Origin of the sequence: Peribacillus sp. V2I11 (assembly GCF_030817135.1) — a bacterium.
GTDB lineage: Bacteria > Bacillota > Bacilli > Bacillales > DSM-1321 > Peribacillus > Peribacillus simplex.
In genome coordinates, this window is sequence record NZ_JAUSYW010000001.1 from 3,387,505 (window position 1) to 3,404,583 (window position 17,079).

Genomic DNA, 17,079 nt, shown 5'->3' on the forward strand with positions numbered 1-17,079 from the left:
TATAGTTATACACTGTTGAGGGGTTTGTCTGTAAAATATCCCTATTTTAATTATACATCATAAAATCCTTTTCAGTCAACCACTATTTTTATTTTTTAAAAGGAGGGTTTGATATGAACATGGAACTTCGCCAGTAGCAGGAACGAGCGGACAGCGTAATTGGTTGATCAGATGAACAATTTTTGTAATATGGTTCGTCTTGGTATTGAGCGATAAATGGGAGGGACAGAAATGGAACCATATGTACTGGAGTTTCGGGAGATCGATAAAACGCAACTTTTGCTCGCCGGAGGAAAAGGGTCGAATTTAGGGGAACTATCGAAGATTCATGGAATACAAGTGCCAGATGGATTTTGTGTTACGACAGAAGCTTATCAAAAAGCCCTCGAACAAAACGAAGCCTTCTACGCATTGTTGGATCAACTAACACTGCTTAAAGTAGAGGATCGAGATCAAATTTGTGAAATCAGCAGGAAGATTCGGAAAATCATTATGGAAGCAGGGATTCCTTCCGATGTAGTGAAGGCTGTTGCTCACTATCTCTCCCAGTTTGGCGATGAACATGCTTATGCAGTGCGTTCCAGTGCAACTGCTGAAGATTTACCACACGCCTCTTTTGCCGGACAACAAGACACCTATTTAAATATCATCGGAAAAGAAGCGATCTTACAGCATATCAGCAGATGCTGGGCTTCCCTATTTACGGATCGCGCGGTAATCTACCGAATGCAAAATGGATTTGAACACAGACAAGTTTATTTATCCGTTATCGTTCAAAGGATGGTTTTCCCACAGGCTTCGGGGATTTTATTTACCGCTGATCCGATTACTTCGAACCGAAAGCTGCTATCGATCGATGCCAGTTTTGGACTTGGAGAAGCACTGGTCTCTGGCTTGGTATCTGCTGATTGTTATAAGGTACAGGAAGGGGAAATCGTCGAAAAGAGGATAGCAACCAAAAAATTGGCTATCCATGGACTTAAAGAAGGCGGAACAGAGACCCAGCAGATCGATCCCGATCAGCAAAAGACTCAAACACTTACTGAACAGCAAATTTTACAACTGGCACGCACAGGAAGACAAATCGAATCTTATTTTGGTTACCCACAAGATATCGAATGGTGTTTGGTTGATGATACATTTTATATTGTCCAGAGTCGACCAATTACTACTTTGTATCCCATTCCTGAAGCAAATGATCAGGAGAATCACGTGTATGTATCTGTCGGTCACCAACAAATGATGACCGATCCCATGAAACCACTGGGATTGTCTTTTTTCCTGTTAACGACTAATGCACCCATGCGTAAAGCTGGTGGAAGGTTGTTTGTTGATGTCACACATATGCTGGCTTCACCTGACAGCAGAAAAATGTTATTAGATGGCATGGGACAACACGATCCGCTCATGAAAGACGCACTTATGACCATAATAGAGCGAGGAGATTTCATAAAATCTTTACCAAATGATAAGCAAGAACAGAGTTCCGGTAAAAGCAATAAAAGAGTGTCGTCTGCGGATTCTAGGGGACAAATCGAAAACGACCCTACAATCGTTTCAGATTTGATTAAGAGTAGTCAAACATCGATAGAAGAGTTAAAACAAAACATCCAAACGAAATCAGGATCGGATTTATTTGATTTTATCCTGGAAGATATCCAGATATTAAAGAAGATTTTATTTGACCCACAAAGTTCAGCTGTGTTTATGGCTGCTATAGATGCTTCATCATGGATCAATGAAAATATGAACGAATGGTTAGGTGAAAAAAACGTAGCAGATACGCTTTCTCAATCTGTACCAAACAATATTACTTCGGAAATGGGTCTGGCGCTATTGGATGTCGCAGATGTGATTCGTCCTTATCCAGAAGTAATTGATTATTTACAACATGTAAAAGATGATAACTTTTTGGATGAACTGGTTAAGTTTGATGGTGGACAGGAAACCCAAGACGCTATCTATGATTATCTCAGCAAATACGGAATGCGATGTACCGGAGAAATCGATATGACTAAAACTCGTTGGAGCGAAAAACCAACTATACTTGTCCCTGTGATTCTTGGTAATATCAAAAACTTTGAGCCTAATGCTAGCAATCGGAAATTTGAGCAAGGGCGACAGGGAGCTTTGAAAAAAGAACAAGAGTTATTAGATCGATTGAAGCAATTACCGGATGGTCAACAAAAAGCTAAAGAAACAAAAAAAATGATTGACCTAATCCGGAATTTCATCGGTTATCGTGAATATCCAAAATACGGCATGGTTAATCGCTACTTCGTTTATAAGCAGGCTTTGCTGAAAGAAGCCGAACAACTTGTGCAAGCCAACGTTATTCATGAAAAAGAAGATATATACTATCTCACTTTTGACGAACTTCACGAAGTCGTCCGCATAAATAAACTAGATTACCAGATCATCGGCAAACGGAAAGACGAGTACAAATTATATGAAAAACTAACTCCACCACGTGTTATCACGTCTGATGGTGAAATCATTGCAGGTGAGTACAAACGAGAAAATCTCCCAGCCGAAGCTATTGTAGGCCTGCCTGTTTCTTCCGGGGTTATTGAGGGACGAGCACGTGTCATCTTAAACATGGAAGATGCTGATCTGGAAGATGGAGATATATTAGTCACCACCTTTACTGACCCTAGCTGGACACCGTTGTTTGTATCCATAAAAGGTTTGGTCACCGAAGTTGGTGGACTGATGACCCATGGAGCAGTTATCGCACGTGAATATGGCTTACCGGCGGTTGTCGGGGTGGAGAATGCTACTGAACTGATAAGAGACGGGCAACGAATTCGCGTGCATGGAACAGAAGGGTATATCGAAATAATATAATTCATTACATTTAAATCATAAAAGAAGAGCATCTGCTTTCACGTAGTAACCAAAGCCCAATTTCCCGCCTACAACACCGGGAAATTGGGCTTTTTTATTTTGGATTTTAATAATGTTGTAAATTCGCAGTTTTCTATTCAAGTGATGCTATTTCAGCATGTTCGTATCTATTGGATGGGAACCATTCCGAAAAAACTTGTTTCCACGTACCTACGATAGCCTCAGGTAATGAATCCTATTAAACTCGTCATAATACACTATTTTCATAGTATTCCAACTGTAGTATCTTTGTTTGACAGAATACATAACTGGGGACACCCCACACAAACAAATTCCCGTAAAGGAGGCCTTACAAATGAGTAAAGAATCAATACTAATTGTAGAAGACGAAGAAAAAATCTTAAGACTGCTTGAATTAGAGCTTGAAATCGAAGGCTACGAAATCGGAAAGGCAATGGACGGAAATGAAGCCCTTGAAGCGTATCAATCAGGAAAGTGGGATTTGATCTTATTGGATGTGATGCTTCCGGGCATAAGCGGGATCGAGCTGCTTCGAAAAATTCGTATGAAAAACAATTCCACCCCAGTCATTCTGTTAACTGCAAAAGGCTCGGTTGAAGATAAAGTTTCCGGTCTTGATCTCGGCGCGAACGACTACATCACTAAACCTTTCCAAATTGAGGAATTGCTTGCCCGAATCCGTGCGGTTTTAAGAATGCGGACTGCAGCACCTTCAATGGAAGATGAGGATGATGGGTGGCTCAATACTGCTGATTTAAAGGTGAATGTCAAAACGCGCGAAGTCATTAGAGGTGAAAGTGAAATTGACCTAACGCCAAAAGAGTATGATTTACTTCTTTATTTACTGAAGAATAAGCGTCAAGTGCTAAACCGGGATCAAATTCTGGAAGCGGTTTGGGGGTATGATTTCTATGGGGAAACAAACGTGGTGGATGTGTATATCCGATATGTTCGCAAAAAGCTCGAATATGGCTTTGAAACGCCGCTTATTCATACCGTAAGAGGCGTTGGCTACGTCATGAAGGAAGCAAAATGAGACTGCGGAAGAAAATAAATTTATATACAGCGGTGTTATTCATTTTCCTGCTCCTTTTGATGAATGTTTCCATTTATTTTGTTTTCAGTAATCTGATGATGGTGAACGAACTTAATCGTGCGAAAGCGGAGACAGAGAAAATTGCATTTGATGTTAGTAAGAATGTTAATAATATTTCACCAAATGATTTACTTCGAGCTTATCTGCCTATAGATGGCATGATTGGTATTGTAAAAGAAGGTCAACGAAAAGGAACAGCTGTGACATCCAATTCTGAAAAACAATTAAGCTATCGAAATAGTAGCTTTTATCCTGGTGAGAAGAGTGCGATCATCACTAATCATCAGAAAAAGTATGTATTCGTTTCAAACCCGATCGTTTGGGGGGATGGAAGTGTAGTTAATCTTCAAATCACCAAAAGCATGGCAGCAACCGAAGAAATGCTCGCTGTTCTGCGCATCGTATTAATCGCTGTAACGGTCATTGCCATGATACCTGTTCTGATATCAAGCACTATTCTTAGTAACTTCATCGCCCGTCCGATCCGATCGATAATTGATACGATGAAGGAGATTCAATCAAGCGGCCAATTTAAGCGTCTTAGCCTAGAGGAAAATTCAAAAGATGAACTTGTGGAAATGGGAAAAACCTTTAATCACATGATCGATTTGCTTCAAGCTAACTTCGAAAAACAGGAGCAATTCGTATCAAATGCTTCACATGAATTAAAAACACCGTTAACTGTCATCGAAAGCTATGCAAGCCTTTTGAAAAGAAAAGGGTTGGAGCGGCCTGATTTGTTCGATGAATCCATAGAGGCCATTCATTCTGAAGCGATTAGAATGAGAGAGATGACAGAGCAAATGCTTCTGCTTGCAAAGCATCAGGAAAAATGGAATATAGAGAAAGAAAACGTCAATTTGACCGATATCATTGCAGAGTTAGCGAAAGTATATAAAAATGCGTACAATCGAACAGTGGAGATTTATAGTGGCGATGCAATTGAAACGGTAACGGACGTTAAAAAGTTAAAACAGCTTTTGTTTATTTTTTTAGACAATGCAAGAAAGTATAGTGACGAGCATATCTCCGTCTACATAGGACAAACAAGTAATGAAGCATATATCCGCATCGAAGACAGCGGGGATGGAATTCCAAAGGCTGAATTGCCGAAAGTGTTCGATCGCTTTTATCGTGTAGATAAAGCAAGAAGCCGAAAGCAAGGCGGTTCAGGATTGGGGCTTTCCATGGCAAGGGAAATTGCTGAGGCAATTGATGTACGGGTTGAAATGGATAGTCTCGAAGGCAGGGGAACGATCGTTACTCTTTTATTTAATTAAGTCAGAATGACGTTGGATGGGGGATACGATGAAGAATGGAAAAGTGCTGATCACAGCTGGATCAACTCTCGTTTTTGGTCTGCTATTATTCGTTGGATTTCAATGGCGGGCTCCATCATTATCCGCGGAAAGCTTGACGAAAGAAGAAGTGAACCAAACAGCAAAGGATAAATATCCTGGGACCATTATAAAGACAACGAAAAGTGAAGGGGAGGAATATCAGATTGAAATGCAGCTTGAAACCGGGGTATATCAAATTAGGATGGATGCGAAAAGCGGGGAAGTTCGTTCTATAAAAAAAGAAACCATAGTTCATGCAGCTGAAGAAACGACTGGAAAAATACCCCAAAAGCAACTGACCCAAAAAGAAATAATGTCGCGCATTTCCTCAGAAGGTGACCTGGAACAAATTGATTTTGTGCAGGAGAAAGACAACTCCTATTATAAAGCAGTGGTAAATAAGAATGACGAAAAAATAACATTAATACTCGACCCATATACAGGAGCTATCATTGACTCGACAATGGTAGCGGATAGTATCATTACAGAAAAAGAGGCAATTGCGATTGCGGAAAAACATGTAAAGGGAACAGGTGACGATACAGAATTTTATCAACCTTCAGATCAGACTCCTTATTATTTGGTCGAAGTTGAATTAGAGGACGATCGGGACGCAGTGGTCCAAGTGGACGGCTACACAAAAGAAGTGAAAACAATCACATGGGAAGATGATGAAGTGGATGATAATGATGGCCCTGAATAAAACGGTTGCTCTGATAAGGGTCTATTAAACTGGACGTAAGTGGAACGAATCATAAAAAGGGTGATGCATATTAGATGTCTAATATGCATCACCCTTTTTTGCTTCGGTAAGTAAGAAAAATGCAAAAAAAAAGAGAAGGAAATGTAATAATTCTCACCAATTTCTAATCCTTCTATCATTTAACTCTAATTTAATACCTCTAACATGGAATAAAGAACCAAATGATAAAACAGAGCCAAATAAGTTGGTTGGATGAAAGGCATCTGGATTATTGTACATGGAACATTTCCTTCATATTTCACCACCTTAACACAGATTTGCAAGAGAAAGGAGAATAAGTAATGTCAGTTATTTCTAGCATTCTGGATTATAACAAGACGTTTGTCGATCAAAACAAATATAGAGAGTTTCAAACGACAAAGTATCCAGATAAAAAGATCGTCATCATAACATGCATGGATACCCGACTGTTGGAATTGCTTCCAAAGGCGATGGGTTTAAGAAATGGAGATGCGAAAATCATTAAAAACGCTGGAGCTATTGTTTCTCACCCTTTTGGCAGCATTATGCGCAGTATCCTTGTCGCTATTTATGAGCTGAAAGTGGAGGAAGTGTGTGTGATCGGACATCACGGATGCGGTATGGTGGGTCTTCAATCCTCTTCACTGCTTGATGCCGCAAAGCAGAAGAAAGTCAGTCAGGAGCAAATTGATATCCTTAAAAACTCTGGTATTGATTTATCAAAATGGCTGTCAGGCTTTCAATGCGTTGAGGAGAGTGTAACGAATAGTGTCCGTTTGATTGAAAACCATCCATTATTACCGGATTCCATTGCCGTTCACGGTATGGTCATCCATCCCGAAACCGGTAAATTGGATCGAATCATAGATGGATATAGCAACATTGTCAGCAAGGAAGAAATACATAATCAATTAAAGAAGGAGCGATAAAATGAGGGGTTCTAGCAGGCTTGAAGGATACAACTTAGGCCATTTTCAGAAAGACCTGGTTGCAGGGGTGGTAGTTGGGATTGTAGCGATTCCTTTAGCGATGGCTTTTGCGATTGCTTCTGGAGTAAGACCGGAATACGGACTGTACACATCAATTATTGCAGGAATTATGGTTTCCCTTTTTGGAGGGTCGAAATATCAAATTGCAGGCCCGACTGGGGCCTTTGTCCCGGTCTTGTTCGGTGTGGTCATGCAGTACGGATATGAAAAACTGTTAATCGCAGGTTTCCTGGCAGGTATCATGATTTTTCTTATGGGTGTCTTCAAACTGGGAAGATTCATCAAGTTTATTCCGCGTCCGGTCACCATCGGCTTTACTGCTGGAATTGCTGTGATTATCTTCTCTGGCCAGATTGCGAATTTCTTTGGACTCAGTAACTTAAAAAAAGAAGAAGTCTTTCTTTTAAATATGAAAGAAATCTTATTGAATTTCAATACAGTGAATTTCTATAGTGTACTGGTAGCTAGCATAAGTTTAACTCTCGTCATATTAACTCCAAAATATTTACCGAAAATCCCTGGGGCACTGCTGGGATTGATTGTATCAACCCTAGTCGCCAGCGTATTCTTTCCAGGTCAGGTAGCGACCATAGGATCGGCATATGGCGCCATTCCTAATGCATTGCCCCATTTTCAGTTTCCCCATATCACTGGCGGCCTAGTGATTGAACTCCTTCCTGCTGCTTTGGTCATTGCCATGCTTGGAGGAATTGAATCACTATTATCCGCTGTAGTGGCAGACGGCATGACCAACAGTAAACATAACAGCAATAAAGAGCTGATGGGGCAAGGATTGACCAATATGATTACGCCTTTATTTGGAGGCATCCCGGCTACAGGTGCCATCGCGCGTACCGCAACGAATATTAAAAACGGTGCAGTTTCCCCAATATCAGGTGTGATTCATGGGCTGGTGGTATTGCTGGTGTTAGTCAGTTTGGCTCCTTATGCTTCGGCCATTCCTTTGGCCAGTATGGCCCCCATTCTTATGTTCGTCGCATGGAACATGAGCGAACGCAAAGAATTTTCGCATATCTTAAAAGCAAAAACCATGGACTCTACCGTATTGATCGTTACCTTCGTGTTAACCGTATTGATTGACCTGACAACAGGTGTCGGAATCGGATTGCTATTAGCCATTCTATCGTTCGTTAAACTGATGAGCGGTACATTGAAATTATCAAAGGTATTACCAGATCCAGCTGATAAACTAGTTAAACCGGAAATGGTGCAACAAGGTTCAAGCTGTCCGCAGATTAACATATATACGATAGAAGGACCTTTATTCTTTGGTTCGATCGAAAGGCTGCAAGAAGAACTCGAAGAAATAATGCGTTCAAAACCAAAAGTCCTCCTATTAAGAATGAGCAATGTGCCATTCATTGATACATCGGGAGAAGCACTTCTAACCGACATCGTGAAGCAATTCAAGTTTCATAACCTGCAAGTGTTGATTTCCGGGATTCAACAGGAACCTAAAGAAATGCTGAAAAAAACTGGATTTATTAAACTGGTTGGTGAGGAACAGTTCTTTTCCAGTACGGGTGATGCCATCAATATAGCTTTATCCAAACTGGATGAGAACCGTTGTAAAGGGTGTAAACAGTTTTCTTTTGCTGAATGTACCGCACTCTCGCAGCAAGTTCCAAAGCCTGCGTTATTAAAACAGAACAGAAAACGGGAGATAGGATTAACATGATCCCTGGACAACTAAAAAGATAGATCAATTAACAATATTTAGGCATCTGCTTTTGGCAGATGCCCTTATTCTTAATCAGCTATATTCTTAATTCGCCATGGCTATAAATGGATATGTAGTAGTCAGGAAGGTTACAAGTAGAAGTAACTCAAATACAAATAGATTCATAAAGACACAATGGAGAGGGAGGGACAGCTTCCATTTACATGTGGTCAGTAGCTTCTGCAAGTACCTTTGTATGGCACTGGGTAATTTACTGAAGTTAACTTTCGTTAAACATCATAAATCCATACCATTAACCAACAAACCGGTGGGATAGTAATTGATTCAACAGTTTTCCCCTTATAGGGAGCCTCTCAGCCATAACGAAAAGCCGGATTTCAATACTTGTTGAATCCGGCTTTTCGTTATTACTCCTATTTGAAGAGTTTTGGGTGGACATGGTGAATTGTGGTCAAAGTATAAACCAGAGTATCGCCATTCATAAATGATGTTCAATTAATCGAACCGAGGTGTTTGATCTTAATATTATTAAAGACCGCTTTGCCTCCTTCCGAGAAGAGGGATATTCCTTTATCATCAAATTCAGGGAATATTAAATTTGAATGTGCAATCTTCCCATCATCCACAAACACCTCAATACTTGTTTTATCAATGAGGATCTTTAAGTGAACATGTTTCTTGCTAGCATCATATGGAGCGATGCTTTTAATATATTGATCACTTTCGTCAGGGTGTTCGGTAAAAGCTCGATTGACATAAGAGTAGTTTTCTTCTGTAAAAATTCCTACGTCAATGTGGCGTGTTTGATCTGCCGATTCCCGAAGCCTTAAGCCTACATTGTTTATGTCTGACCAATTGATATCCGTCTCCAATTGATATACATCACCTTTTACATCTAGAGTTTTGGAACCATTCACTTCAATTTGTTCATAAGAATCCGTTGAACTCGTCAATTCTTTCAGTGCTTCGATAGGTTGTGAAGATAAATAATATAGGTTGTTGCCTGCATGTTTTAGCCCGATTTGGCGAACGACGGAATCCATTCCATTAAAGCCCTCTTTTAGGGTCGGAGTATTATCGGCATAGGCCCAATTATTCATCCAAGCGAGAGCAAACCGTTTATTATATTCATCGCTTTCCGTCCCATCTTCAAATGTAACTCCACCATACCAATCGAAGCCATAATCTAACCATTGCGGTTCATTGTGATCTGGGAAGAATTCCATTCCATCAAAGCTTCCAGTCCAATAGGCGTATGTGTTTGGTTTACCATTCGATTGCCCATTAGCACTGACACCAAGTACCCATTTTAAAGTCCCGTCATCCGCCCGTAACAAATAAAGGTCCGGGCACTCTACAATACCTATTTTTTTCGTGACAAAACTGCTCATATACTGCCAATCTTTTAGGTTGTGAGACTTATAAAAACCTATTTTTGTTCCTTCAGCCATGACCATTATCCATTTATGATCATTGTCACCCCAGATGATTTTTGGATCTCTAAAATCTTTCGTTCCTGGATTTGAAATGATGGGATCATCACTGTAGGAGGTAAATGTTTTACCGTTGTCCGTACTATACCATAGAAATTGTTCCTGTTTACCGCCATTCTTGGAGGGCTGCGTAACAATTGCCACAAGGGCATCTTTTCCAAAGCCTGCCGTATTTTCCTTGTCCACAATGACTGATCCCGACCATGGATCTCCATTATCATTGGTATATTTCGGAATGGCTATCCCTTGATCACTCCAATGCACCAAGTCCTCTGAGGTTGAATGACGCCATTCTGTTCCATTTCCATCCGGATAATCCCCATTATAGAGGTAAAAGTAATGGTACTCCCCATCAATGAAAATTGGCCTCTGAGGATCGTTTTTCCATTTGTCAGGTACAGTGAAATGGTAGTTAGCTCGATAAGATTCCTCTTCATGCTTAACTGGTAAAGTTGATTTGACTAAATAGACTAATATTCCGGCAGTAAACAATCCAAGCATTAATAAAACCAACGACTTAAAACCTTTCTTATTAAAACCTATTTTGTCCAAGTAAATCACCACGCTTTTTATTTTCCCTATTTTGTTCCTAAGATCATGTAAAACTTATTTAATTAAAAAAAGAAAATGCCAATTGTACAGACATTTTCTTTTTTTATTAATTTCGTATGATAAACATTAAATTATTCGTTATTCGTTAGTTGACCCTGTTCCTGAATACTATCTTCTATCACAGCTGTATGTGGCCCTTTAATGTTAACTGAAAAACTTGGGGCAAAGGTAGATTTATGGTCTTCAAAATAACCTCTATTTGTCATGTAGCTTGTGATAACTACATTATCGCTTTTCGGTTGCGGGATAGCATAGTGAGCGTATGTCCAAGTAATATCATAAGGATTAAGATCTTGATGTAAGACAATTCCGGTTTTATTTAACGGTTTGTATGGGCCAGTTAAAGAATTTGCCACGTAGCCTAACATGTAAATATCTTTATCATCAATTCCATCAATGGTCATTTTTGATCCTCTTGTACTTGTGAACAAATACCATTTTCCGTCTTTTTCAAATATGTTAGGACGTTCAATTTCATCTGTTACTGTATTCGAAACAATCAATGGTTTCATTTCGTTTTTTAATGTATAATCATCGTTTATTTCAATGATGCCAATTGCTCCATTTGCTAATTCAGCTAAACCTTTTTTAGAGCTTTGCAGAAGTTTATCCTTTTCAGCTTGGAAGAATTCATTGCTTTTGCCATAGTACGCTCTATTGTAAAGGGATTCTTCTCCTTGATAACCAAATTCAGTCCCGGTATTTGCTTCAAAAACAAGGTATTTATGACCATTGTCTTCAATATAGTGAGGATCTCTCAATGTATGATTATCACTAAAATTCTCATCACTGAATGCTTTATCATGTGATTGATAAAACTTGCTGTCTCCGCCTTCATAGATGGATTTGTAATCTTCTACGCCATCCACTTGCAATGTATCGGCATCTGACTCAGATAAGTTGACTTGAGCTGTTGTTAATGTTTGTTTACCGTATTGTTTAGAATCTGGTGAAAACTGTCCGCGATTTGTATAGAATAAGCGAACTTCACCATCAGACGTGAAGGTTGCAGAACCGGACCACTCTTCTGCTTGATTTTTTAAATAGGGATCATTTGGAACATTTTTATCATTATCATCAAATACTCTGCCAGCATTTTTCCAAGCATCAATGGATGTTTCCCCAACTTTTTTGTAGAACAAGTAAATGAATGTATCACTACCATTTTTGGGGTCTCCAGCTAAACCAAAAACGATATGATAGCCCTTATATTCTGCCACTGTACCATCAGCGTTTTGTAATGGCCAAGTATCCCATACATCCATATCGATTAAATTACCTGATTTGTCATACTTTTTTGCTGAGGGAATGTTTTTTATTGTTGATTCGTCAAACTTGGGAACTGTAAACTTTGCATTGCCTTGTTGATTAATCATTTTTTGCATGTCGTAACGAGTGATTTGTGAAGTGCCATACTTTTCATTGTGATCTAATGGGTCTTTTGCCGCCGCGAAAGTTTCTGAGCGACTGCCTCCTAATAAGATAACTGTACTAAGTGTTATTACTGTTGCTTGTTTGGCAAGCCTGTTAAAGTTCATATGCCTTCCTCCTAGAATGTTTATTAGTATATAAAAATAAAGTCTAGTGGAACGGTTACTTTTTGGAAGTAACAGTCCCGCCTATTTGAAGTACTAATAAAATTATAGGTTAGTCTTAATTCTATGGATATGTCATATATTGATTAGAATTTAGTCTTATATTGATATCGTAGTTTTCAACACATAAAAAAATGCCCCAACAAAGGAGGCAAAAAGTGTACAGAAGTCCTATTTTATTAGCTTGAAGCCCTTTCCCATGACTTCTGAAACTCATGCAGTAATTGACCGCGATTAAGCTTGTTTCCTACATATAGTTGCATGGCAGCCCCAAACTCTTCTCTTATTCCGACAGGGAAATTAAACCAGTTGGAGTTTAACGTTTTTCCTTCTTTATAATACTGAATTGTTTCATCAGCAAGAGGTCCTAAATTGTCAGCTTCAATGTTAGTAAAAGCAGGAATGAATTTAAAGCGTTCTGTCAAAAACATTTTTCCTTGTTCAGAAGAAACCATCCAATTTAAAAATCTCTTCGCTTCTTTCTTCTTTTCTGGTGTGGTTTGTTTGTTTACAACCCAATAATTCGGTACACCGACCATCAAGGCTTCCTTCTTAGGTTGATCATTTATTGGTATTGGCATAAATCCGATGTTCATATTCGGTGATTGTTGATCGATCATCGGCTGTATCCAATTTCCTTGTTGAATGATCGCTGCCCTTTTTGAAGTGAATAGATTCACTTCCATGTTGTAATCTGTTGATAGCGGGTTATTGTTTCCATACTTTAATGTTACATCCAACAAATTGATTAGATCATTGAATTGTTGATTACTATATATTTTTTCAGTTCCATCATTCAGGCCATTTATAAAAGCCGGTGGATCTTCTTGTTCTGTAAAACCGACATTCATTAAATGGTCACCCAATTTCCACTCTTCATAATATCCAGTTGCAAAAGGAGTAACCCCAGCTTTTTGCAATTTTTCAGCCACTGCTATTAATTCAGTCAGCGTTTTGGGTAATTCATCTATTCCTTCCTTATTAAATATATCCTTATTATAGATGAATCCGTACCCTTCCAGATTAACCGGCATCCCATGAATTTTTCCATCGAATTTCATAGGGGTTAACGCATCTTCATATGCATGTTCAACCCAGGGTTGGTCAGAAAGATCCTCTAAATATTCACTCCACTGTTTGGCATTTTCGTATCCGTTGTTGGTGAAAATATCAGGACCATTGCCAGTGGCCATTTTTGCTTTCAAATCAGCAAGGTTATCCATAGCCCCGCCTACCGTGTGAACCTTTATATCTACATTTGGATTTTCTTTTTCATAAGCAATCACCATTTGTTCGAACTGCGTAGAAATTTCAACTTTCGGATTCCTTACGCTCAAAGTGATTTTTCGCTCTGAAATTTCCGGTTTTTTTGTTCCGCTCTCGGTCTTTGTTTGACATGCACAAAGTGATAGGCTCAATATTCCGATTAAAAATATGTTCAGTATCTCTTTTTTCATCATGTCACCCCTGTAATTTTCTAATTAAGGTGAATTATTTACTTCCGATCTGCATTCTTTTCACCGTTTCGGTATTCGAATGGTGTCATGCCAACCACTTTTTTGAATAGTTTTGAAAAGTATTTCTCATCCTGATAGCCGAGCATTAAAGAGATGGAGTAAATACTTTTTTCGGTTTCTCTTAACCAACGTTTTGCTTGGTCAGTTCTTAGTTTAGTGATGTATTTGGACAGGAGCATTCCGGTTTTTTGTTTGAACTTTCTTGAGATATGTTCGCGACTTAAGAAGAATACATTCGATAGTTTTTCTAAACTCAATTCTTCCATGTAATATTTTTCAACATATGAAACGATGTCCTCTATGCGACGTGCAACATCCAAGTCATCCAAACGGTGGATGGATCTGAAGTTTTGATTGTTCATTGCTTTTTGTAATGACTTAAAGGAATTGTGGATATCCCCTAATGATTCCAAGGGCTCGCCACAAACAAGGCGAACAGGAATATCAAATTGATGACTGATCCATTCTTCAACGGATAACCAATGGTCAGGAATGGTGATCACCAGACAAAGATTATGATCATTCTGAAGCGCAAATACATTTCCGATTTTCCGCTCAACAAGTTCGTCAGCAAGTAACTGAATGTAGGGGGCAGGATGGTGCATTTGATAAAAGGAAATTAGTGTAAGGTTGTATCCTTCTGCTTTTGGAACATATGACTCAATATCGTTTTTGTCGAAGTGTTCCCCCATACAAGCGGCAGTAACTAATTGATTACTCCGAAACCTTTTAACATCTTCATATACACCGGTATCATTATTAGCACGAACTTCCTCTTCATTCGCCCATGATTTAACGGCTTCTTCCAATGTTTTGTTAAATGCATCAGCTTCAATCGGTTTCAACAAATAATCGAAGCTGCTAAACTGAATGGCTTTACGCATAAATGAATAGTCGTCATAACCCGAAATTAAAATCACTTTACCAGGATAAGAAATGGAATCTAGCCACTCGATTAGTTCTATACCGCTCATTCCAGGCATTTTCACGTCTGTAAAGATGATTTCCGGACTTTCCTTCTCTATCATTCTTTTTGCATCATCGCCATTACTTGCTTCTAATAGATGGGTGATACCGTATTTTTCCCACTGCCCCAAATGGCGTATTACGTCACGTACATTGAACTCATCATCGACAATTAAAGTTTTCACAGATTTCATCTCCTTATATGAATGAGTAAAAGGGTCGGTTTTTGAATAGCACGAAGCAATCTATTCATTAGCAAGCGGGAATTCTAGTGGAATCACTATTTTAACGGAAAATCCTTGTCCTTGATACGTATCCACTTCCAGGCCTGCTTTTGATCCATAATTTAGAACTAAACGGTCATGAATATTTTTCAGACCGATATGATTATGTGAATATGTGCTTTCATGGGGGGACGCATATATATTTTCCCTTAATATTTGAAGCTCCGCCTGTGTCAAACTAGGGCCAGTATTTTCAACGATGAGGTGTAAAAGTTCTCCTTGCATTTCTCCATAAACAGTTAAATGAGCATGATAGAAACCTTCTTCATAACTGTGTTTAAAGAAGTTTTCAACGAGAGGCTGAAGAATCATACTTGGAATCGTCATATCAAGAATCGTCTCGCTCATTTGAATGGAATAGTTCAAATTGTTTCCAAAACGCTCCATTTGAAGGGTTAGGTATGCTTCTATATAATTCACTTCATCTCGAACCAACACCCATTGATTCGCCTTGATGGAGTAGCGCATCATTTTAGAAAGTGATGTCAATAATTGGTAGACTTTTGGAGAATTAGATCTTAGGGCAACTGCACCGATAGATTGTAACGAATTAAATAAGAAATGCGGATTAACCTGAGATTTTAATGCTCTGAATTGGTTTTTCCTATTTTCTATTTCGAGTTTATATTCTCTTTCAATGTGTAGATTGATTCGGTTCATCATATCCATCATATGTTTTTCAAGCTCACCAATTTCGTCTTTTCTTCCATCATCAAAGGGGACATCCATATTTCCACCTTTTATTGTTCTCACTTTCTTGCTAAGAAGTTTAATGGGACGAGTAATTCTGTATGAAATAATACCAATCATTAATAGCCCTAACAAGCCAACTATCAGTCCAACAATTATATTTGTATAGGCAGTCTTCCGGACATCATCGAATAATACATGATTAGGGGTTATCTTAACTAATTTCCAATGATTTAGTGTTCCAGATAATGTTTTGGTTAAGATAATTTCTTCACCCGTAATCTGCTTTTTATAATCAGGAGTAACGGATGTACCTATAAGGGACCGATCATCTGCATACATGACATTATTATGCGAATCCATAAGTAATACAGATTCTTCATCCTTTTGAACAAGGCTGTTACATATACGGGCATAGGCATCTAAATCTATATCAATTGTAATTATTCCGAGATATTCGTTTGAAGGCACATCGACTATTTTATGGTGAAAAGTCATCACCATTGTGTCGTCCGACTGGGGAATGATCGCTGTGTCATTGTAATTTTGAATTTGATGTGGCGGCTCAATCATGTAATTAGAGTTAGAGCTATAAAATTGTTTTATCGGATCCTCATTTAATAAATCGGGTTGAGGTTTCCGGGCACTGACCGTCGCATTATAAACTGTAAACGATTCTTTATCCTTATCAATATAAAACCGTACTTGACGGATTTCGTTTCGCATCAGATAAAAGGTTTCTATACTTTTTTCCATCGCAATCGGGTTAAAATATATCGAGTCTTCAAAACCATTTTTAAAAATCCGGAATAAATCGGGATTTCGATATAATACATATGGAAGATTAATCATGTCATCAAAGTATTGCTCCAGTTCTTCAGCGTTTTTCTGAAGTTGTTCTTGGCTATTTTCAAGCTCATGTCTCTCCACGCTATTTTTTGTATAGCTGTAGATCAGAAACACTGATAGAAAATACGGTAAGATGATAAAAAGAAGTAACATTAACAATAAGCGACTTTGAATGGTTTTCACAGAAGGTGCCCCTTTCGCTAAAGGCCCATTTTTTATTTCATGCAAAGTTAATATAAACGTTACAAACAAATAATCCTTAGCTCCATTTTATGATGATGCAGTACTTTTACTTTATTTAGTCAGTCTTGAATTACTATTTTAAAACTATATCAAATAAATACATATCGTCAA

At 38.6% G+C, this 17,079-nt stretch carries 11 protein-coding genes; 6 read left to right on the forward strand and 5 right to left on the reverse strand.

Features of this window, described 5'->3' with window-relative positions; genetic code table 11:
* Positions 1-231 precede the first annotated feature (231 nt).
* From ppsA to QFZ73_RS16590, 6 genes are all read left to right on the forward strand, one after another.
* On the forward strand, positions 232-2,847 hold the full coding sequence (ppsA, locus tag QFZ73_RS16565; RefSeq protein WP_307268294.1) for a phosphoenolpyruvate synthase: 2,616 nt from the start codon (positions 232-234) through the stop codon (positions 2,845-2,847).
* 355 nt (positions 2,848-3,202) lie between these two features.
* The gene (locus QFZ73_RS16570; RefSeq protein ID WP_251437144.1) at positions 3,203-3,904 is read left to right on the forward strand and encodes a response regulator transcription factor; all 702 of its coding nucleotides are present in this window, start codon (positions 3,203-3,205) and stop codon (positions 3,902-3,904) included.
* Positions 3,901-5,244 (forward strand): sensor histidine kinase, encoded by a 1,344-nt coding sequence (locus tag QFZ73_RS16575; protein WP_307268298.1) that lies wholly within the window; start codon positions 3,901-3,903, stop codon positions 5,242-5,244. Before QFZ73_RS16570 ends, QFZ73_RS16575 begins: the two co-directional genes overlap by 4 nt.
* 28 nt (positions 5,245-5,272) lie before the next feature.
* Positions 5,273-6,007 carry a PepSY domain-containing protein gene (locus QFZ73_RS16580; RefSeq protein WP_307268303.1) on the forward strand — a complete coding sequence of 245 codons (735 nt, stop codon included), beginning with the start codon at positions 5,273-5,275 and terminating at the stop codon, positions 6,005-6,007.
* 341 nt (positions 6,008-6,348) lie between these two features.
* A complete protein-coding gene (locus QFZ73_RS16585; protein ID WP_307268306.1) occupies positions 6,349-6,957 on the forward strand; it encodes a beta-class carbonic anhydrase in 609 nt (202 codons plus the stop codon).
* Position 6,958: 1 nt separating this feature from the next.
* Entirely contained in the window at positions 6,959-8,716 is a 1,758-nt protein-coding gene (locus QFZ73_RS16590; RefSeq protein WP_307268309.1) for a SulP family inorganic anion transporter, read from the forward strand.
* A 494-nt stretch (positions 8,717-9,210) separates the two neighbouring features.
* Here QFZ73_RS16590 and QFZ73_RS16595 read toward each other — a convergent pair whose 3' ends face one another.
* From QFZ73_RS16595 to QFZ73_RS16615, 5 genes are all read right to left on the reverse strand, one after another.
* A complete protein-coding gene (locus tag QFZ73_RS16595) occupies positions 9,211-10,713 on the reverse strand; it encodes a glycoside hydrolase family 32 protein (protein WP_307272843.1) in 1,503 nt (500 codons plus the stop codon).
* 182 nt (positions 10,714-10,895) lie between these two features.
* Positions 10,896-12,362: a glycoside hydrolase family 68 protein gene (locus QFZ73_RS16600; RefSeq protein ID WP_307268314.1), complete on the reverse strand. Its 1,467-nt coding sequence runs from the start codon at positions 12,360-12,362 to the stop codon at positions 10,896-10,898.
* 236 nt (positions 12,363-12,598) lie between these two features.
* Complete coding sequence (locus QFZ73_RS16605; protein ID WP_307268316.1) at positions 12,599-13,876, reverse strand: ABC transporter substrate-binding protein; 1,278 nt, start codon at positions 13,874-13,876, stop codon at positions 12,599-12,601.
* A 38-nt stretch (positions 13,877-13,914) separates the two neighbouring features.
* The gene (locus QFZ73_RS16610; protein WP_307268319.1) at positions 13,915-15,087 is read right to left on the reverse strand and encodes a response regulator transcription factor; all 1,173 of its coding nucleotides are present in this window, start codon (positions 15,085-15,087) and stop codon (positions 13,915-13,917) included.
* A 60-nt stretch (positions 15,088-15,147) separates the two neighbouring features.
* Complete coding sequence (locus QFZ73_RS16615; RefSeq protein WP_307268322.1) at positions 15,148-16,908, reverse strand: cache domain-containing sensor histidine kinase; 1,761 nt, start codon at positions 16,906-16,908, stop codon at positions 15,148-15,150.
* Positions 16,909-17,079 lie beyond the last annotated feature (171 nt).